This is a genomic window from Mesorhizobium sp. NPDC059025, from assembly GCF_042739655.1.
In the GTDB taxonomy this organism is placed as follows: domain Bacteria; phylum Pseudomonadota; class Alphaproteobacteria; order Rhizobiales; family Rhizobiaceae; genus Mesorhizobium.
The window spans coordinates 746869-762657 of sequence record NZ_JBHYIM010000002.1; the positions used below are offsets into that span (position 1 = coordinate 746869).

Sequence of the window (15789 nt, forward strand, 5' to 3'; positions counted from 1 at the left end):
TCCCAGCACCGGATCAGCTCTTCTTCAGGCGATAGACCTTGTGGCAGGCGCCGCAATTGGCGGCAACCTTGCCAAAGCTTTCCTTCAGCGCGTCGACATTGGCAGGAGCTGCCGCCACGGCAGCCTTCACGTCGGCCAGATACTTGTCTTCGGCGGCCTTGAAGCCGGCCATGTCTTCCCAGATCTTCGGCGAGGCTTCGGTCTTGCCCTGATCGCTGCCTGCCGGGAACAAGGTGGCCACGTCGAACTTGTCGGCATTGGCTTCAAGCGTTTTCAGCTGTGCCAGCACGGCCGTGGCATCAAAAGCTTCCTCGCCTTTGACGACCTTGGAAAGGCCGCCGACGATCTTGCCGCGTTCCTTCATCGAAGCCTCTCGGTCGGCGATCGGATCGGCGAAGGCTGTCGAACCGGCGAAGGCGAGCATTGAGATGGCGAGGACTAGCTTTCTCATTCCGTGGGCTCCGTGATTGAAAGTGAGGCATATGCCTGCGGACAACGGCCAAGGTGGCGTAAAAATTCCCGAATATCCACCGCCAGCGTTCTGAACTTCCGGTGAACGGCCTGGAACCCCCGCGAGGAACCGGCGCAATCCATTGATTTCAAAAATAAAAAGCCCCGCTTTCGCGGGGCTTTCTGGAACAGAAAAGCCTGTTTCAGGCCTTTTCGTAGAGTTCCAGCACATAGTCCCAGTTGATGAGGCTGTCGACGAAAGCCTCGAGATATTTCGGACGGGCGTTGCGGTAGTCGATGTAATAGGAATGTTCCCACACGTCGACGCCGAGGATCGGGGTCGCGCCGTGTACGAGCGGGTTCTCGCCATTCGGGGTCTTGGAGATTTCGAGCTTGCCGTTCTTGACCGAAACCCAGGCCCAGCCCGAACCGAACTGCGTGGTCCCGGCTGCGATGAAGTCGGCCTTGAACTTGTCGTAGCCGCCGAGATCGCTGTCGACCGCCTTCTGCAGCGCGCCGGGCAGCTTGTTGCCGCCGCCGCCCTTCTTCATCCACTTCCAGAAGTGGATATGATTGTAATGCTGTGCAGCGTTGTTAAACAGACCGGCATTCTTGCCGAACGACTGCTTCACCACCTCTTCGACCGACAGATTCTCGAGACCGGCTTCGGCAGCCAGCTTGTTGCCGTTGTCGACATAGGCCTTGTGGTGCTTGTCGTGGTGATACTCCAGCGTCTCCTTCGACATGAAGGGCTGCAGCGCCTCATAATCGTAAGGCAGGGCGGGCAATTCGAAAGCCATGGATAAACTCCCTTGTGGCAAAAAACTCAGTGTCGATACCGAACTAAGATAGGGTTGGATCGATCAGCGACAACTCCGAAAAACGAAGCGTCGGCCATCTTCTAAAGCATGTCGCGCCCAAGTGTGTAGCGGTTTTGCGATAACGACACGCGCAAAATCGAACGCCCGATGCGCAATGCGCGAGGCTGAAAGATCGCGACGCGCATGAGCCTTCAATGCACCGGTGTCGAATGAGCCCAGTCCCAGTAAAGCTCCCGCGCCTTCTTGGCGACCGGACCAGGTTGCAGATCGCGGTCCTCGAAGCGAGTGATCGGCACCACCTTCGAGTGATTTCCGGTCGAGAAAATCTCGTCCGCCTCACGAAAATCCTTCACCGTCAGCGTCTTCTCGGTGGTGCGGAAGCCATAGTCGGCGAGCAGCTTGATCGTGCGCGCACGGGTGATACCCGAAAGGAAGGTGCCATTGGCAGCCGGGGTGTAGACATGACCGTCCTTGACCATGAAGACATTGGACGAACCGGTCTCGGCCACGTTGCCCAGCATGTCCAGTACCAGCGCGTTGTCGAAACCGCGCGCCTTGGCTTCAAGGATCGAGCGACCATTGTTGGGATAGAGGCAGCCAGCCTTGGCATCCGTTGGCATCGTTTCTAGCGACGGGCGCCTGAACGACGACACGCCGATCGAAAATCCGGCTGGTGGCAACATCGGCGCTTCATAGAGACAGAGGCAGAACCGTGTCGATGCCGGGTCGGCCGGCACCCCCATGTAGCCGCCGTGTTCGGCCCAATACATCGGCCGGATGTAGACAGCCGTCTTGCCGTCGAACTTCTTCAGCCCATCCCAGGTGAGGCCGATGATCTCCTCCGGCGTCTTGGTCGGCTCCAGGCCGAGCGAAACAGCCGATGCGTTGACGCGGGCAGCATGCCGATCAAGGTCCGGCGCGACGCCCTCGAACCAGCGCGCGCCGTCGAACACACTGGATGCCAGCCAGAACACGTGGCTGCGCGGGCCGACAAGTGCAACATTGCCTTCATGCCAGTCGCCATCGACGTAGGTCCAGGTGGTTGAAAGTGCTGCCGTTGCCAAAGTCATCGTCATGTCCCGCTTCTTGCCGCGATAAGGCTGCGGACATTGGGCGCGCGGTCACGACCCCGTCAACCGGCATCGGTCAAATTTGGTGAGGCCAGTCTGGCGGAGCGGCCATCGTGCTTCCGCAGATATCGTCACGCAGATGTGATCGGATGGTTGCGTTCGGCCACCAAAAGCAGGCCACGCAAGCCGTAGCGCGTTCAAGACCGCCGCGAATCCGCGTGTCCACCTCAAAATGGCGTTGCCGATCGGCAACAGTCGGCCGCCTGTCACCGCCTCGCCCCTTTTTGTCCACCTTGCCGCCCGATTCAGAAACGCCTATCGCGCCCAACTGAAAAGGAAGCAACCTTTCGGGGCTCTGGCCCGTTCACGCTTTCTTCGACATATCGAACTATTCCAAGGCCATCATGATCAAGACGCCAGTTGCCCTCCCGATGACCCGTCGCGGGTTTCTGAATACCGCCCTGGTCGGTGCCGCATCGATGGCGCTCGCCGCCTGCACCACCGTTTCCCAGGAGCCACCACCCGTTACCCCAGTGGCCCCTCCTCCGCCGCCGGATCCGGTACTGCCGGAATATGCAGTCATGTACGGCCCGGTCGTGGACGAGAATTACGAAATCCCTGCCATCCCCTACCGCAAGATCGACCAGCAGTTCCTGCGCCAGGTTGTTCCCGATCCTACGGGCGAGAAGCCAGGCACCGTGGTCGTCGAGACCTCGACGCACTTCCTCTATGTCGTGCTGCCGGGCGGCCGCGCATTGCGCTACGGCGTCGGCCTCGGCCGGGCTGGCTTTGCCTGGTCGGGAAGCGCGGTCATGCAGTGGAAGCGCAAATGGCCGAAGTGGACGCCGCCCGAGGAAATGATCCAGCGGCAGCCGGAGCTCAGAAAGTTCAGCGCCGACAATGGCGGCATGCCGCCCGGCCTGAAGAACCCACTTGGCGCGCGCGCGCTCTACCTCTTCCAGAATGGCGAAGACACGCTCTACCGCCTGCACGGTTCGCCGGAATGGAGTTCCATTGGCAAGTCCGTCTCATCAGGCTGCGTGCGCCTGATGAACCAGGACGTCATCGACCTCTACGACCGGGTCAAGAACGGTGCCAAGGTGATCGTCACCGACGTCGCCGGACGCCCCGTCGCGCCAACAGCCCCCGACGAACAAGGCATTCCGATCGACGAAGGCGTGCCCGAAGCACGCCTTATCGGCCCTGCCGGCCGTTCGTGGTTCTAGCAGAAACAACCAGGACCAACTTCTTGAGACAGCCGTCATCCCATCGGGTGGCGGCTGTTTTCCTTTGCGTCCGATCCTGTTGGAAAAATCTGCACTTATCGGAATGATGTTCTAAGCTGTCGCCTTCGCGCTCCGGAGGACATGGCGCATGTGGGGATGTTTGAAATTCGTTTTTCTGGCGACGGTCGCGCTGGCGGCCGCAACGGGCTGCCCTGCCAGTGCAGCGGAAATTGACCGTGCCGACCTCTACCGCGCGCAATCAGTGACCAACGGTTTCGGCGAAGCGAACCGCGCGCGAGCGCTGGCGCCCAGCCTCACGGAGGTGCTGGTCAAGGTTTCCGGTGATCCAAGGCTCACCAGCGATCCGCGCGTTGGCGAAATGGCTGCCCGCGCGGCCGACTACGTCAAGGATTTCAGCTATCGTGACCTGCTCAACAACCGGCCGCCGCATGACGAGCAAGGCACCTACGACCGGCCGCAATATCTCACCACCGATTTCGAGCCTGACAAGATCGATGCGCTGCTGGCATCACTGACACGCAAACCGTGGATTTCGCGGCGACCCGCAATTGTCGCGCTCTTCGATGTAAAGCCGATGAAAGGCGACGGTTTCGTGCTGGCAAAAGACGGCGATGCCGCCAATGCAGCCGATATGCGCACCGCCCTGATGGTGGCTGCCAGACAAGCCGGCATGCCGCTGGTGCTGCCCGGGCAAGACGATATCCGCTCAACCCGGGACAAGAAGCCCGAAGCATTGGCTGGCATGGCCAAAACCCTGGGTGGCGACCTGGTGCTGGCAGGCACGCTGATCTGGCGCGACGAGGCGCTCGGCTGGGTCGGTGACTGGCAGCTCCCTGCCAACGGCAAGGATTATCATTGGCAGGTGCGTGGCGTCAGTTTTGACGATGCGTTTCGAACCGCCATGCTGGGAGCGGCACAGATCCTGTCGGGAAACGGCCAGCCGGAGCCGGTTGTCTCGGCGCGATAAGTTTTGAACGCCCCCACTTGGTGGACTGCCGAATCTGCCCTTGACGAAAGGCTAACCATCTTCGCCCTCAGGTTGTACTGGCGCGTCGAAATACGTCATTTGCCGTATGCCCAGAAAGGAGCACAGCCGGCATGTACAGCGCATTGAATGAGCCAATCCCGGAGAGGAACGGATGCGAACGCTCACCGAAATGCAGCGCAAGTCGCTGAAAGACATACGCGCGCTGTTGAGTACCCACAATGAAATGGCCGCACGCGATGGCCACGGCGTGCTGGCCTATCTGCTAGAACTGGCTCGTGTCGAGGCCAGCGACCTTCTGCGGCAAGATCCGAGCCGGGGTCGCTAGACGCACCGTTGCGCGTCGCTCTCGCTCGTGGCGGACATCCCATCGTCTATGTTGGTGGCGAAGTTCAACGTATAGCGGCGCTGATCTATCATCTCGCCGCGCGACCGAGAAAAAACCTCGACGCAATCAATCAGATTGAAGCCGAGTCTCACAAGAACCCTTCCGGATGCCGCATTGTCGGCTGCATGCCCGGATTTGAGCCCTTCGAACCGGGCGGCGTCGCGGGCAAAATGCACGGCAGCCTGTGCCGCTTCGAGTGCAAATCCATGCCCCCACGCAGCGCGGTCGAACCAATAACCGAGGCTGCCGAAACCGGCGGCGATCTCATCGATATCGACAAGGCCAATCATTCGCCCATCCTGTTCAACGGCGAACCGATAGGCTTCACCCGCCAGCCACTCGCGCGGCTGATCGTGAAACCACTCTCGTATCTCTTGCAGATCTGGCGGAAACGATGCCATGCGCAGCATGCGCGTCACATCCCAGTCCGACTGAATCGCGAAGGCCCGGTCGGCATCCGCGGCAATGGTCGGTCTCAGGACGAGACGCTGCGTGTGCAAGGATCGACGTGCGACTGTCATCCCGGCCGTCGGCGATCGAAGCGGATCACCGGCGCGAGAGACTGCCCAGAATCCCACGTACAATGGCGCGGCCGAGCGACGAGCCGACCGAACGAACAACCGATTTGATCGCGGCTTCGGTGACGGTTTGCCGGTTCGACGGACGCGGAGCGCGCTGCTGGCCCGAAGGCTGTCGGCTGCCGCCACCGAAATCCGGCAGCGTCCAACCAGAACCGCTTTCCTGCGGCGCCTGTGCTTCCGCAGCCTTCTTCTGCAAGATCTCGAAGGCCGATTCACGGTCGATGGTCTCGTCATACTGCCCAGCGACGGGGCTTTCGGCGATCAGCCTGCGACGCTCGTCGGCGGTGATCGGGCCGAGCCTGGAAGACGGCGGGCGGATCAACGTGCGCTGGACCATGGACGGCGCACCTTTTTCCTCAAGTGTCGAGACCAGCGCCTCGCCGGTGCCGAGCTGGGTGATCGCCTTGGCGCAATCGAAATCGGGATTGGGACGGAAGGTCTCGGCCGCCGTCCTCACCGCCTTCTGTTCACGGGGCGTGTAGGCGCGCAGCGCATGCTGCACCCGGTTGCCAAGCTGCGCCAGCACCGTCTCCGGCACATCGAGTGGGTTCTGGGTAACGAAATAGACGCCGACGCCCTTGGAGCGGATCAGCCGCACCACCTGCTCGACCCGGTCGACCAGCGCCTTTGGCGCATCATCGAACAGAAGATGCGCTTCGTCGAAGAAGAAGACGAGCTTAGGCTTGTCGGGATCGCCGATCTCGGGAAGCTGCTCGAACAGCTCGGACATCAGCCAGAGCAGAAAGGTGGCATAGAGGCGCGGGTTGCCCATCAGCTTGTCGGCCGCCAGCACGTTGACGGCACCTCGGCCATCGCGCGTTGTGCGCATGATGTCGGCGATGCGCAGCGCCGGCTCGCCGAAGAAATTGGCCCCGCCCTGCTGCTCCAGGATGAGCAGCGAGCGCTGGATGGCGCCAACCGACAGCTTGGTGACATTGCCGAAGCGGGCGGCAATCTCGCTGGCACGTTCGGCGATATTGGCGAGCAGCGCCTGCAAATCCTTCATGTCGAGAAGCAGAAGGCCTTCCTCGTCGGCAATGCGGAAAGCGATGTTCATCACGCCCTCCTGTGCTTCGGTGAGGTTCATCAGCCGCGACAGGAGCAGCGGCCCCATCTCCGAGACAGTAGCGCGGATCGGGTGGCCCTGTTCACCGAACAGGTCCCAGAAGATGACCGGGAATTCCTGAAACTCATAAGGATCGAGCTTCACGTCCTTGGCACGCTTAACCAGGAAGTCCTTGGCTTCCCCCATCGCCGCAATGCCCGAGAGATCACCCTTGATGTCGGCGCAGAACACCGGAACCCCGGCATTCGAAAAACCTTCGGCCATGATCTGCAGCGTCACGGTCTTGCCTGTGCCGGTTGCACCAGTGACCAGGCCGTGCCGATTGCCATAGCGCAACAGCAGGCTTTCCGGCCTTTGATAGCTGTCGTCCGGCTTGCGGCTGGCCCCCAGGAAGATGCTTGTCTCGTCAGCCATGTCTCGTCTCCGCAAAGCCGCTGTGCAAATCGTCACAAACCAGTCCCGTCGCAGGTATAGTAACGCCACCACCAAATTCAAAGGCGTTAGTGACCTCCTTGCGACATTGGCCGCATTGCGATGCGGGGCAATGGACCTTAGAGTGATTTGAAAGTGGCTGATGCGGCCGGCAAACGAGGATAGATGATGGGCAGCAAAGCCATCGACGAACCGAGCGAACCCGACAATCCGCAACGGCAGCGCTGGCTGGCGCTGGCCGAGAAGGCCCTGGCTGGTGCCTCCTTCGAAGAGAAGCTGGTTTCGCAGACTGACGACGGCATCCGCATCGACCCGCTTTATGAACGCGCGACCGGCCACGAACACAGCCTGCGCGCCAACCCTCTGAAGCCCTGGATCATCTCGCAGCGTGTCGATGATCCCGATGTCGAGCGGGCCCGCCTGCAGGTGGCCGAAGACATTGCGCAGGGCGCGACCGGACTGTCGTTGGTGTTCGAGGGCGCCCCCAACGCGTTCGGCTACGGCCTGCCCTATGCACCCGACACGATAGAGCGCGTGCTGGAAGGCGTGCCGCTGGACCAGACCTACCTGCGTGTCGACGTGCACCCCGCAAGCCGGGCCATGGCCGACTGGCTGACCGCATTCCTGGCCAAGCGTCGCGTCGATCCGGCGAGGCTCAATCTCTCCTTCGGAATCGATCCGGCAGCGATTTTCGCTGGTACGGGTCGGCTGCGCATGTCGATCGAGGCCCTGCAGGCTTCGATGCCGCAGTCGCTGGCGCATTTCTTCGCCATGGATGTGCCTGGCGTCCTGCTCGAGGCCGACGGCCGCGTGTTCCATAATTCCGGCGCCACCGAAGCGCAGGAGCTCGGCATTATGCTGGCTTCGGCCGTGTCCTATCTGCGGCTGTTCGAAGAAGCACGGCAGGCGCTGATCTACGCAGCACCGCATATCGGCTTCGCGCTTTCGGTCGACCAGGACCAATTCCTGTCGATCGCCAAGATCAGGGCGTTGCGACGGTTGTGGACGCGGGTGCTGGAGGCCAGTTCCATCCAGCCAGGGCCGGCCAGCGTGCACGCAGAGACATCCTACCGGATGGTCACGGCACTCGACCCGGAAACCAACATCCTGCGTTCGACCATCGCGTGTTTCGCAGCAGCCGTCGGTGGCGCGGACTCGATCTCGATCCTGCCGCACACCATCGCGCATGGCCTGCCGGCTGCTTTCGCGCGCCGCGTTGCCCGCAACACGCAGCTTGTCGTCGCCCGCGAAAGCCATCTCGACCATGTCGGCGATCCGGCTTTCGGCTCCGGTGGCATCGAGGCACTGACGGACAGCCTGTGCGAGGCAGCCTGGAAGGAATTCCAGCAAATCGAGAAAGAAGGCGGCGTGCTTTCCAGCCTGAAGGATGGCCATATCCAGGCCCGCATCGTCGCTGCCCGCAAGGCACGAGCAGAAGCTTATCACCGTGGCGAACGCGCCATCGTCGGCACCACGCTGCATCCGCTGAAGACCGAACGACCGGTGGAGACACTGGACGCCACGCCGCGGATCGTACCGACCGACGGCACCGTATTTTGCGAAGCGCTGCCGCCGGTCCGTGACGACCTGGTTGTGGCCGGAGGAACGGCTTGATTCCAGATTTCAGCACTATGGACTGGGTGGCGCCGCGTGCGCCGTCCACTGCGACCAATGGCACCTGGGAGACGCCGGAAGGCATCGCGGTCAAACGCCAATACGATCAGGTCGACCTCGAGGGCCTGGGGAGTCTCGATACTTATCCGGGCCTGTCGCCATTCCTGCGCGGCCCCTATCCGACCATGTATGTCCAGCAGCCCTGGACGATCCGGCAATATGCCGGTTTCTCGACCGCGGAAGAATCCAACGCCTTCTACCGGCGCAACCTCGCTGCCGGGCAGAAGGGCCTTTCCATCGCCTTCGATCTCGCCACGCACCGCGGCTATGACAGCGACCATCCGCGTGTCGCCGGCGATGTCGGCATGGCAGGTGTCGCTATTGATTCCATCCTTGACATGCGCCAGCTCTTCGATGGCATCCCGCTTGGCGAGATGACCGTCTCAATGACCATGAACGGCGCGGTGCTGCCGATCCTGGCGCTCTACATCGTCGCCGCCGAAGAACAGGGTGTTTCGCAGAAAGACCTCGCCGGAACCATTCAGAACGACATTCTGAAAGAGTTCATGGTGCGCAACACCTATATCTATCCGCCGAAACCCTCGATGCGGATCGTGTCGGACATTTTCTCCTACACATCCAGGAACATGCCGAAGTTCAACTCGATCTCGATCTCCGGCTATCATATGCAGGAAGCCGGCGCGACGGCCGACCTGGAGCTCGCCTACACCATCGCCGACGGCATCGAATATGTGCGGGCAGGCGTTGCCACAGGCCTGGATATCGACAAATTCGCGCCACGGCTTTCCTTCTTCTGGGCAATCGGCATGAACTTCTTCATGGAAGTCGCCAAGCTGCGCGCCGCGCGCCTGCTGTGGGCCGAACTCATCGAGAAGAATTTTGCACCGAAGGACCCGCGCTCGCTGTCGTTGCGGACCCACAGCCAGACATCCGGCTGGTCGCTGACGGCGCAGGATCCCTACAACAACATCGTGCGCACGATGATCGAGGCGATGGCGGCTACCCAGGGCCACACCCAGTCGCTGCACACAAATTCCTTCGACGAGGCACTTGCCCTGCCGACCGACCATTCGGCGCGCATTGCCCGCAACACGCAGATCATCCTGCAGAAGGAAAGCGGCACCACCCGCATCATCGATCCGTGGGGCGGTTCGGCCTATGTCGAGCGGCTGACCCACGAACTCGTGGCGCGCGCGCGCGCCCATATCGAGGAAGTGGAAAAGCTGGGCGGTATGGCGGCAGCTCTCGAAAAGGGCATTCCGAAGCTGCGCATCGAGGAAGCCGCGGCACGCACGCAGGCCCGGATCGATTCCGGCGCGCAGGTGCTGGTCGGCGTCAACGCCTTCCGCCCAGAGCGTGACATCGAAGTGGACGTGCTGAAGATCGACAATGCCGAAGTGCGGGCAAGACAGCTGTCGAAGCTGCAGCAACTGAAAGGGACGCGCGAGGTCAGCGCTGTCGAGACGGCGCTCGACGATCTGTCAAAGGCAGCACAGGGCGACGGCAACCTGCTGGAATTCGCCATCCGCGCCGCCCGCGCCAAGGCGACCGTCGGCGAAATCTCGCTGGCGTTGGAAAAGGCGTTCGGGCGCCATGTCGCCTCCGTCCTGATGATATCCGGGGTCTACCGCGCGGCACTCGGCGAAAACCCCGAAGTCGACCGCTTGCAGGAGAAGATCGCCGTCTTCGAGAAAAAGCACGGCGCCAGGCCACGCATCCTCGTCGCCAAGCTCGGCCAGGATGGTCATGATCGCGGCCAGAAGGTGATCGGCACCGCCTTTGCCGACCTCGGCTTCGATGTGACGGTGGGCGCCATGTTCCAGACACCGGAGGAAATCGGCAAGCTGGCGGTGGAGAACGACGTCCACATCGTCGGCGTCTCCTCGCTGGCTGCCGGTCATCTCACCCTGGTGCCGGAGCTGAAAGCCGTGCTGAAGAAGCTCGGCCGCGAAGACATGCTGATCGTCGCTGGTGGGGTCATCCCGCCTCAGGACTTCGATGCTGTCCTGAAGGCCGGTGCAGCCGAGATCTTCCCACCGGGAACGGTGATACCGGAAGCCGCGGAACGACTGGTGGACAGATTGCTCGACTGAAGCAATCCAGGAAGGAAGAATGCGCAGCCAAGGCTTGGCGACACGGGCAGTATGGTTCTGACGATCGGCTACCGCAGCCCGACCACTTCCCATTCCCGGCCGTTGACCGCCACTGTGTCGCCCACGCTTTTGCCGAACAGCGCGAGTGCCATCGGCGAAACATGCGAAATCGAACCTTTGGCGGGATCAGCCTCATCCTCGCCGACGATCTTCCATGTCACCGTCTTGCCCGCCTCATCCTCCAGCGTCACGCTCATGCCGAAGCGCACGACGCTGCCGTCGGGCTCGGGAACGGAAAGTTCGGCGTTTTCGCGTCGTGCGTTCCAGTAACGCAGGTCACGCGAAACCAGCGCGATACGCTCGCGGTCGCTGTCCGCTTCGGCATTGGCCAATGCAGCGCGCAACGAGGCCATTTCCGCATCGATCATCGCCAGGCCATCCACGGTGACGAGATTGCGATGCGCACTGACGGGCCGCTCACCGATGCCGGCGATGGCATTTTCGCTGTCTTCTTCGCGGGTGAAGGCTCTGCTCATAAAGCGAATTTAGGACTGGCTAGCCAGCTTAACAAGCCGGGAGCGACACAGGACGTTGCTGCCGATCTCTTTATGGCGGTGCACCTAGCCAGCCGGTCATCGCCATGGCACGGTCCCTGCCCGGCAGCCTGGAAAACAAGGAATCGCGCCAATGCTGAACAGACGCCACCTCCTTGGCTTCGCCGCAGGTGTTGCCGGGCTCGGGCTGACGACGGGCTTGGCCGCGGCGGCCAAGCAGACGGCAGCGAAGCAGCGTTCGGCAAGCACAGGTGGCATCGACCCTGCAGCTTTTGGCGTAAGGCCAGGCGCAACCGGCGACCAGAGTGACGCTTTCGGCAAGATGCTGAAAGCAGCCAGCGACGCCAATCAGCCAATCCTGTTACCGCCCGGCGCCTATATCGTCTCCGGTCTCGTGCTACCGCCACGCGTGCGGCTCAGCGGCACGGCCGGTGCCACCCGGCTGATCCATGGCGGTGGCGGACCGTTCCTGTCAGCTGACAATGCCGACCACATCGCCTTTTCCGGCCTGGTCTTCGACGGCGCCAAACAATATCTTGGCGAAGGCGTTTCCGGCCTTCTCGATCTGCGCTCGGTGAAAGTCCTTTCGATCGACGATTGCCAGGTAAACGACGCCTCCAAGAATGGTATTGCACTGCAAAGAGCGGCTGGGCGTATCGAACGCTGCACCATCACAGGTGCCGCGGACGCCGGCATCTGGTCGGTCGACGCCGCCGGTCTTGCCATCAGCGCCAACACCGTCAGCGACTGCGCCAACGGCGGCATCCTGGTGCACCGCTGGCAGATCGGCGAAGACGGCACCATGGTCATTGGCAACCGCATCGCCCGCATCGCCGCCCGCAATGGCGGCACCGGTCAGAACGGCAACGGCATCAACGTGTTCCGTGCCGGTGGTGTCCTCATCTCCAACAACATCGTCAGCGACTGCGCCTTTTCAGCAATCCGTGCCAATTCAGGCTCCAACGTGCAGATCATTGGCAACAGTTGCCTGCGCTCCGGCGAGACCGCGCTCTATGCCGAATTCACCTTCGAAGGGGCCGCGATCGCCAACAATGTTGTCGACGGTGCAGCCAACGGCATCTCGATCGTCAACTTCAACGAAGGCGGGCGCATGGCGACCTGCAGCGGCAACATCGTGCGCAATCTTTCGACCACGGGCCCGTACCCGGCGGAAGTCGGCGGATTCGGTATCGGCATCGGTGTCGAGGCCGACACCACGGTGACCGGCAATATCGTGGAAAACGCCCCCCAATGCGGCATGCAGCTCGGCTGGGGACCTTACCTGCGCAACGTGGTGGCGACGGGCAATGTCGTGCGCAAGGCCGGGATCGGCATTGCCGTCAGCGTCGTCGATGGCGCCGGGCCGACGATCATCACCGACAATGTACTGCAGGAGGTGCTGCATGGTGCCATTATCGGCAAGCGCTGGGCAGAGCCGGTAACCGTGGACCTGGCCGAGGTTGGCAATGCCGGCTTCACGCATCTCACCGTGGAAAGAAACCGCGTGAGCTAGAGCAATTCCAGGAAAAGTGTGGAACGGTTTTCCTGGAATTGCTTAAAAACAGAAAGCTAGAGCGTTTCTGTGAAAACCGGAAACGCTCAAGCGTCAAACCAGCGCCGCGGTCGGGCGCAGGAGGCCGACCCGCGCACCCAGCCGGCTTTCGACCGGCGGATTGGCGAACTCGACCAGCCTCACCGCCAACTCGGCGTCACCCTGCAGCAGCTTCGCCAGCACGGCGGCAACCATCACGCCCGCAGCGCGCTCAGCCCCATCGTCACATTTCAACGCGATGCCGAGCCCGAGCTCCGGCAATGCGGCACAGAACACACCCTCTGCGCCCACCTTCACGAAGACGCGGCCGGGAGCCGCCCGCATCAGCTTCGTGTCCAGACGATCGGTTCCTGCAACCAGGAAGGGCTCGGCCATGCAGGCGTCGAGCAGCCGCTTCGCCGCCTTGGCACGCTCCGCTCCAAGACCATTACCCGTCGCCATCCTGGCGAAGCCTGCCGCGAAGCTGCGCAACGGTACCGCATAGGTCGGGATCGAACAGCCATCGGTGCCGCAATGGGAGGAGCCGTGGGCGGCGCCTGTCACCGTCTCCATCGCATCCTTGATCATTTCCTGCATGCGATGGCCCGCCGCCACATAGCCGCGGTGGTCGATGCCAGAATGGCAGCAGGTGCAGATGAAACCGGCATGCTTGCCGGAACAGTTGTTGTGCAGAGGATTGGGTTCGCCGCCGGAGCGCGCGAGTTCGATCGTTGCCTGATGGTTGGAGGGCCAATGCGAACCGCATTCCAGCGCGCTGGAATCGAGCCCCGCCTTGGCGAGCATCGCAGCGGCAAGCTCGACATGTTCGGGCTCACCGGAATGAGACGAGCAGGCCAGCGCCAGCTCGCGATTGCCGAAACCATAGGCATCGGCCGCGCCGCTCTCCACAAGCGGCAATGCCTGGATTGCCTTGACTGCCGAACGTGGGAAAACCGGATGTGCGGTATTGCCGATATCGAACACCGTCTTTCCGTCGGCATCCACCACTGCAACCGCACCTCGGTGGGCGCTTTCCACCACGGCGCCACGCAGCACCTCGACCAGAACCGGATTGGCCATGGAATCCTCGCTTCGATTTCGCACCGAACGCGTAGCGGCTCCGCGCTTCCCACGCAACCGGCAAGCATTGGCCCTATGGCACGCGGCCTGAGGCCCACTCCAGGCTGGGCCAAGGCCGGCCGAGCGAAACCGCAAGCCACGACGCGAGAAACGCATAAGCCTTTCGATTGAAAGGATATCTCGATTCAGCGAGCCCGATGCGGCGGTCCGTATCCAGCAAGTGGCAGGAAAAACACAACCAGAGCGCTCACTCTTGACTCACTACCCGCCCGACTATGTATATACATATCATATTTCAAGCGGATCAAAACCGACTCTCGGGAGGAGGAAAGCATGGCAGCGGCATCAACCGGCGTGGCCGAAAGGCGCACGATCGATCGGATTCCAGAAAGCGAGCGGCACGGCTCGCCCTTCAACCAGTTCACGCTGTGGTTCGGTGCGAACCTGCAGATCACGGCCGTGGTCGACGGCGCCCTGTCCATTGTTTTCGGCGCCGAGGCGCTGACGGCGATCATCGGTCTCGCCATCGGCAACCTGCTCGGCGGCGCGGTGATGGCGCTGCATTCCGCGCAAGGCCCGCGCCTCGGCCTGCCGCAGATGATTTCCAGCCGGGCGCAGTTCGGCGTCAAGGGCGCTGCCCTGCCGCTGATCCTGACCGTGTTGATGTATCTGGGGTTCGCGGCCACCGGCACGGTTCTGTCCGGCCAGGCGATCAATCTGATGTTCGGCGTGCAGGCGCCAGCCTTCGGCATGCTGGTGTTTGGCCTCATCACCATCATCGTCGCGGTGGTCGGCTACAAGCTCATCCACGTCATCGGCCGCATCGCCACGGTCGTCGGCATCCTCGGCTTCGGCTACCTCGCCATACAGCTCTTCTCGCAATACAATGTCGCAGACGCCTTCGGCCAGAAGCCGTTCAGCTTCGCCACATTCCTGCTCACCGTTGCACTCGCCGCCGGCTGGCAGATGACTTTTGCTCCTTACGTGGCGGACTATTCACGCTATCTGCCGACCGCAACGCCGGCAAAAACCACCTTCTGGTCGACGCTGCTCGGCTCGGCGATCGGCGCACAGATCGCCATGAGCTTCGGCGTCATCGTGGCGGCTCTTGGCGGCAAGTTCCTGCAGAACCAGGTCGGCTTCATGGGTGAGCTTGCCGGAGCCGGGCTCGCCGCACTGCTGACATACATCGTCATCGTCACCAACAAGCTCACGGTGAACTGCCTGAATGCCTATGGCGGCTCGATGACGATGCTGACCACGGTCAGCGCCTTCACCCGGCAGGACCGCATCTCGCAGGCGACGCGCATTGCCTACATCGTCGCCTTCGTGCTGGCGTCGGTGGCAATCGCCATCTTCGCCAGCTCGAACTTCCTGTCGGCCTTCAAGAACTTCGTGCTGCTGCTGCTCGCCGTCTTCGTGCCGTGGAGTGCCATCAATCTGGTCGACTACTATCTGATCTCGAAAGAGAAAGTCGACATCCCGGCACTTTACGATGCGTCTGGCCGTTACGGCGCATACAACTGGGTAGCGTTAGGCTGCTATCTGTTCGGTGTGGTGGTGCAGATCCCGTTCCTGAACCAGGCGCTTTACGAAGGACCGATCGCGGTGCTGCTGGGTGGCGCCGATATCTCCTGGATCGTCGCACTGGTGGCCACTTCGGTGGTCTACTACTTCCTGGCGCGCGGCAACGCCAACGTGCCCCAGACCATGATCCTGCCCAAGGACGCGCCTGCCCGGGCATGATCCAATCGTCGACTATCGATACAAACAGAAGGGGCCGCCGTTTCGATGAAAAGGCGGCCCCGTCTGTCTGTATCTTATAAACATAAGAGCCCACCATACCAAATGCGATC

The 15789-nt window shown here is 61.9% G+C and carries 14 protein-coding genes; 7 read left to right on the forward strand and 7 right to left on the reverse strand.

Features of this window, described 5'->3' with window-relative positions:
• Nucleotides 1-13: 13 nt before the first annotated feature.
• The 3 genes from ACFWYE_RS07895 to ACFWYE_RS07905 form a co-directional block, all read right to left on the reverse strand.
• Complete coding sequence (locus ACFWYE_RS07895) at nucleotides 14-451, reverse strand: c-type cytochrome (protein ID WP_379110590.1); 438 nt, start codon at nucleotides 449-451, stop codon at nucleotides 14-16.
• 202 nt (nucleotides 452-653) lie between these two features.
• Complete coding sequence (locus ACFWYE_RS07900; protein WP_129410514.1) at nucleotides 654-1250, reverse strand: superoxide dismutase; 597 nt, start codon at nucleotides 1248-1250, stop codon at nucleotides 654-656.
• Nucleotides 1251-1462: 212 nt separating this feature from the next.
• Complete coding sequence (locus tag ACFWYE_RS07905) at nucleotides 1463-2341, reverse strand: branched-chain amino acid aminotransferase (protein WP_129410515.1); 879 nt, start codon at nucleotides 2339-2341, stop codon at nucleotides 1463-1465.
• A gap of 404 nt (nucleotides 2342-2745) precedes the next feature.
• Between ACFWYE_RS07905 and ACFWYE_RS07910 the strand changes: the two genes are divergently transcribed.
• From ACFWYE_RS07910 to ACFWYE_RS07920, 3 genes are all read left to right on the forward strand, one after another.
• A complete protein-coding gene (locus ACFWYE_RS07910) occupies nucleotides 2746-3567 on the forward strand; it encodes a L,D-transpeptidase (protein ID WP_379110592.1) in 822 nt (273 codons plus the stop codon).
• Between the two features lie 148 nt (nucleotides 3568-3715).
• A complete protein-coding gene (locus ACFWYE_RS07915) occupies nucleotides 3716-4555 on the forward strand; it encodes a DUF2066 domain-containing protein (protein ID WP_379110594.1) in 840 nt (279 codons plus the stop codon).
• A 172-nt stretch (nucleotides 4556-4727) separates the two neighbouring features.
• A complete protein-coding gene (locus ACFWYE_RS07920) occupies nucleotides 4728-4901 on the forward strand; it encodes a hypothetical protein (protein ID WP_379110595.1) in 174 nt (57 codons plus the stop codon).
• On the opposite strand, the gene ACFWYE_RS07925 is transcribed toward ACFWYE_RS07920, so the two are convergent.
• Both ACFWYE_RS07925 and ACFWYE_RS07930 read right to left on the reverse strand, forming a co-directional pair.
• Nucleotides 4898-5482: a GNAT family N-acetyltransferase gene (locus ACFWYE_RS07925; protein WP_379110649.1), complete on the reverse strand. Its 585-nt coding sequence runs from the start codon at nucleotides 5480-5482 to the stop codon at nucleotides 4898-4900. The two genes, ACFWYE_RS07920 and ACFWYE_RS07925, sit on opposite strands and share 4 nt — an antisense overlap.
• A gap of 25 nt (nucleotides 5483-5507) precedes the next feature.
• Nucleotides 5508-7022 carry a helicase HerA-like C-terminal domain-containing protein gene (locus tag ACFWYE_RS07930; protein ID WP_379110596.1) on the reverse strand — a complete coding sequence of 505 codons (1515 nt, stop codon included), beginning with the start codon at nucleotides 7020-7022 and terminating at the stop codon, nucleotides 5508-5510.
• Nucleotides 7023-7208: 186 nt separating this feature from the next.
• Here ACFWYE_RS07930 and ACFWYE_RS07935 point away from each other — a divergent pair, with 186 nt between their 5' ends.
• Nucleotides 7209-8654 (forward strand): methylmalonyl-CoA mutase subunit beta, encoded by a 1446-nt coding sequence (locus ACFWYE_RS07935; protein WP_379073117.1) that lies wholly within the window; start codon nucleotides 7209-7211, stop codon nucleotides 8652-8654.
• Nucleotides 8651-10768 (forward strand): methylmalonyl-CoA mutase, encoded by a 2118-nt coding sequence (scpA, locus tag ACFWYE_RS07940; protein WP_379110597.1) that lies wholly within the window; start codon nucleotides 8651-8653, stop codon nucleotides 10766-10768. Before ACFWYE_RS07935 ends, scpA begins: the two co-directional genes overlap by 4 nt.
• 68 nt (nucleotides 10769-10836) lie before the next feature.
• On the opposite strand, the gene greA is transcribed toward scpA, so the two are convergent.
• Entirely contained in the window at nucleotides 10837-11304 is a 468-nt protein-coding gene (greA, locus tag ACFWYE_RS07945; protein ID WP_379110598.1) for a transcription elongation factor GreA, read from the reverse strand.
• 151 nt (nucleotides 11305-11455) lie between these two features.
• Here greA and ACFWYE_RS07950 point away from each other — a divergent pair, with 151 nt between their 5' ends.
• The gene (locus tag ACFWYE_RS07950; protein WP_379061318.1) at nucleotides 11456-12835 is read left to right on the forward strand and encodes a TIGR03808 family TAT-translocated repetitive protein; all 1380 of its coding nucleotides are present in this window, start codon (nucleotides 11456-11458) and stop codon (nucleotides 12833-12835) included.
• Between the two features lie 93 nt (nucleotides 12836-12928).
• On the opposite strand, the gene ACFWYE_RS07955 is transcribed toward ACFWYE_RS07950, so the two are convergent.
• Entirely contained in the window at nucleotides 12929-13933 is a 1005-nt protein-coding gene (locus ACFWYE_RS07955) for an asparaginase (RefSeq protein WP_379110599.1), read from the reverse strand.
• 333 nt (nucleotides 13934-14266) lie between these two features.
• Here ACFWYE_RS07955 and ACFWYE_RS07960 point away from each other — a divergent pair, with 333 nt between their 5' ends.
• Entirely contained in the window at nucleotides 14267-15679 is a 1413-nt protein-coding gene (locus tag ACFWYE_RS07960; protein WP_379110601.1) for a purine-cytosine permease family protein, read from the forward strand.
• Nucleotides 15680-15789 lie beyond the last annotated feature (110 nt).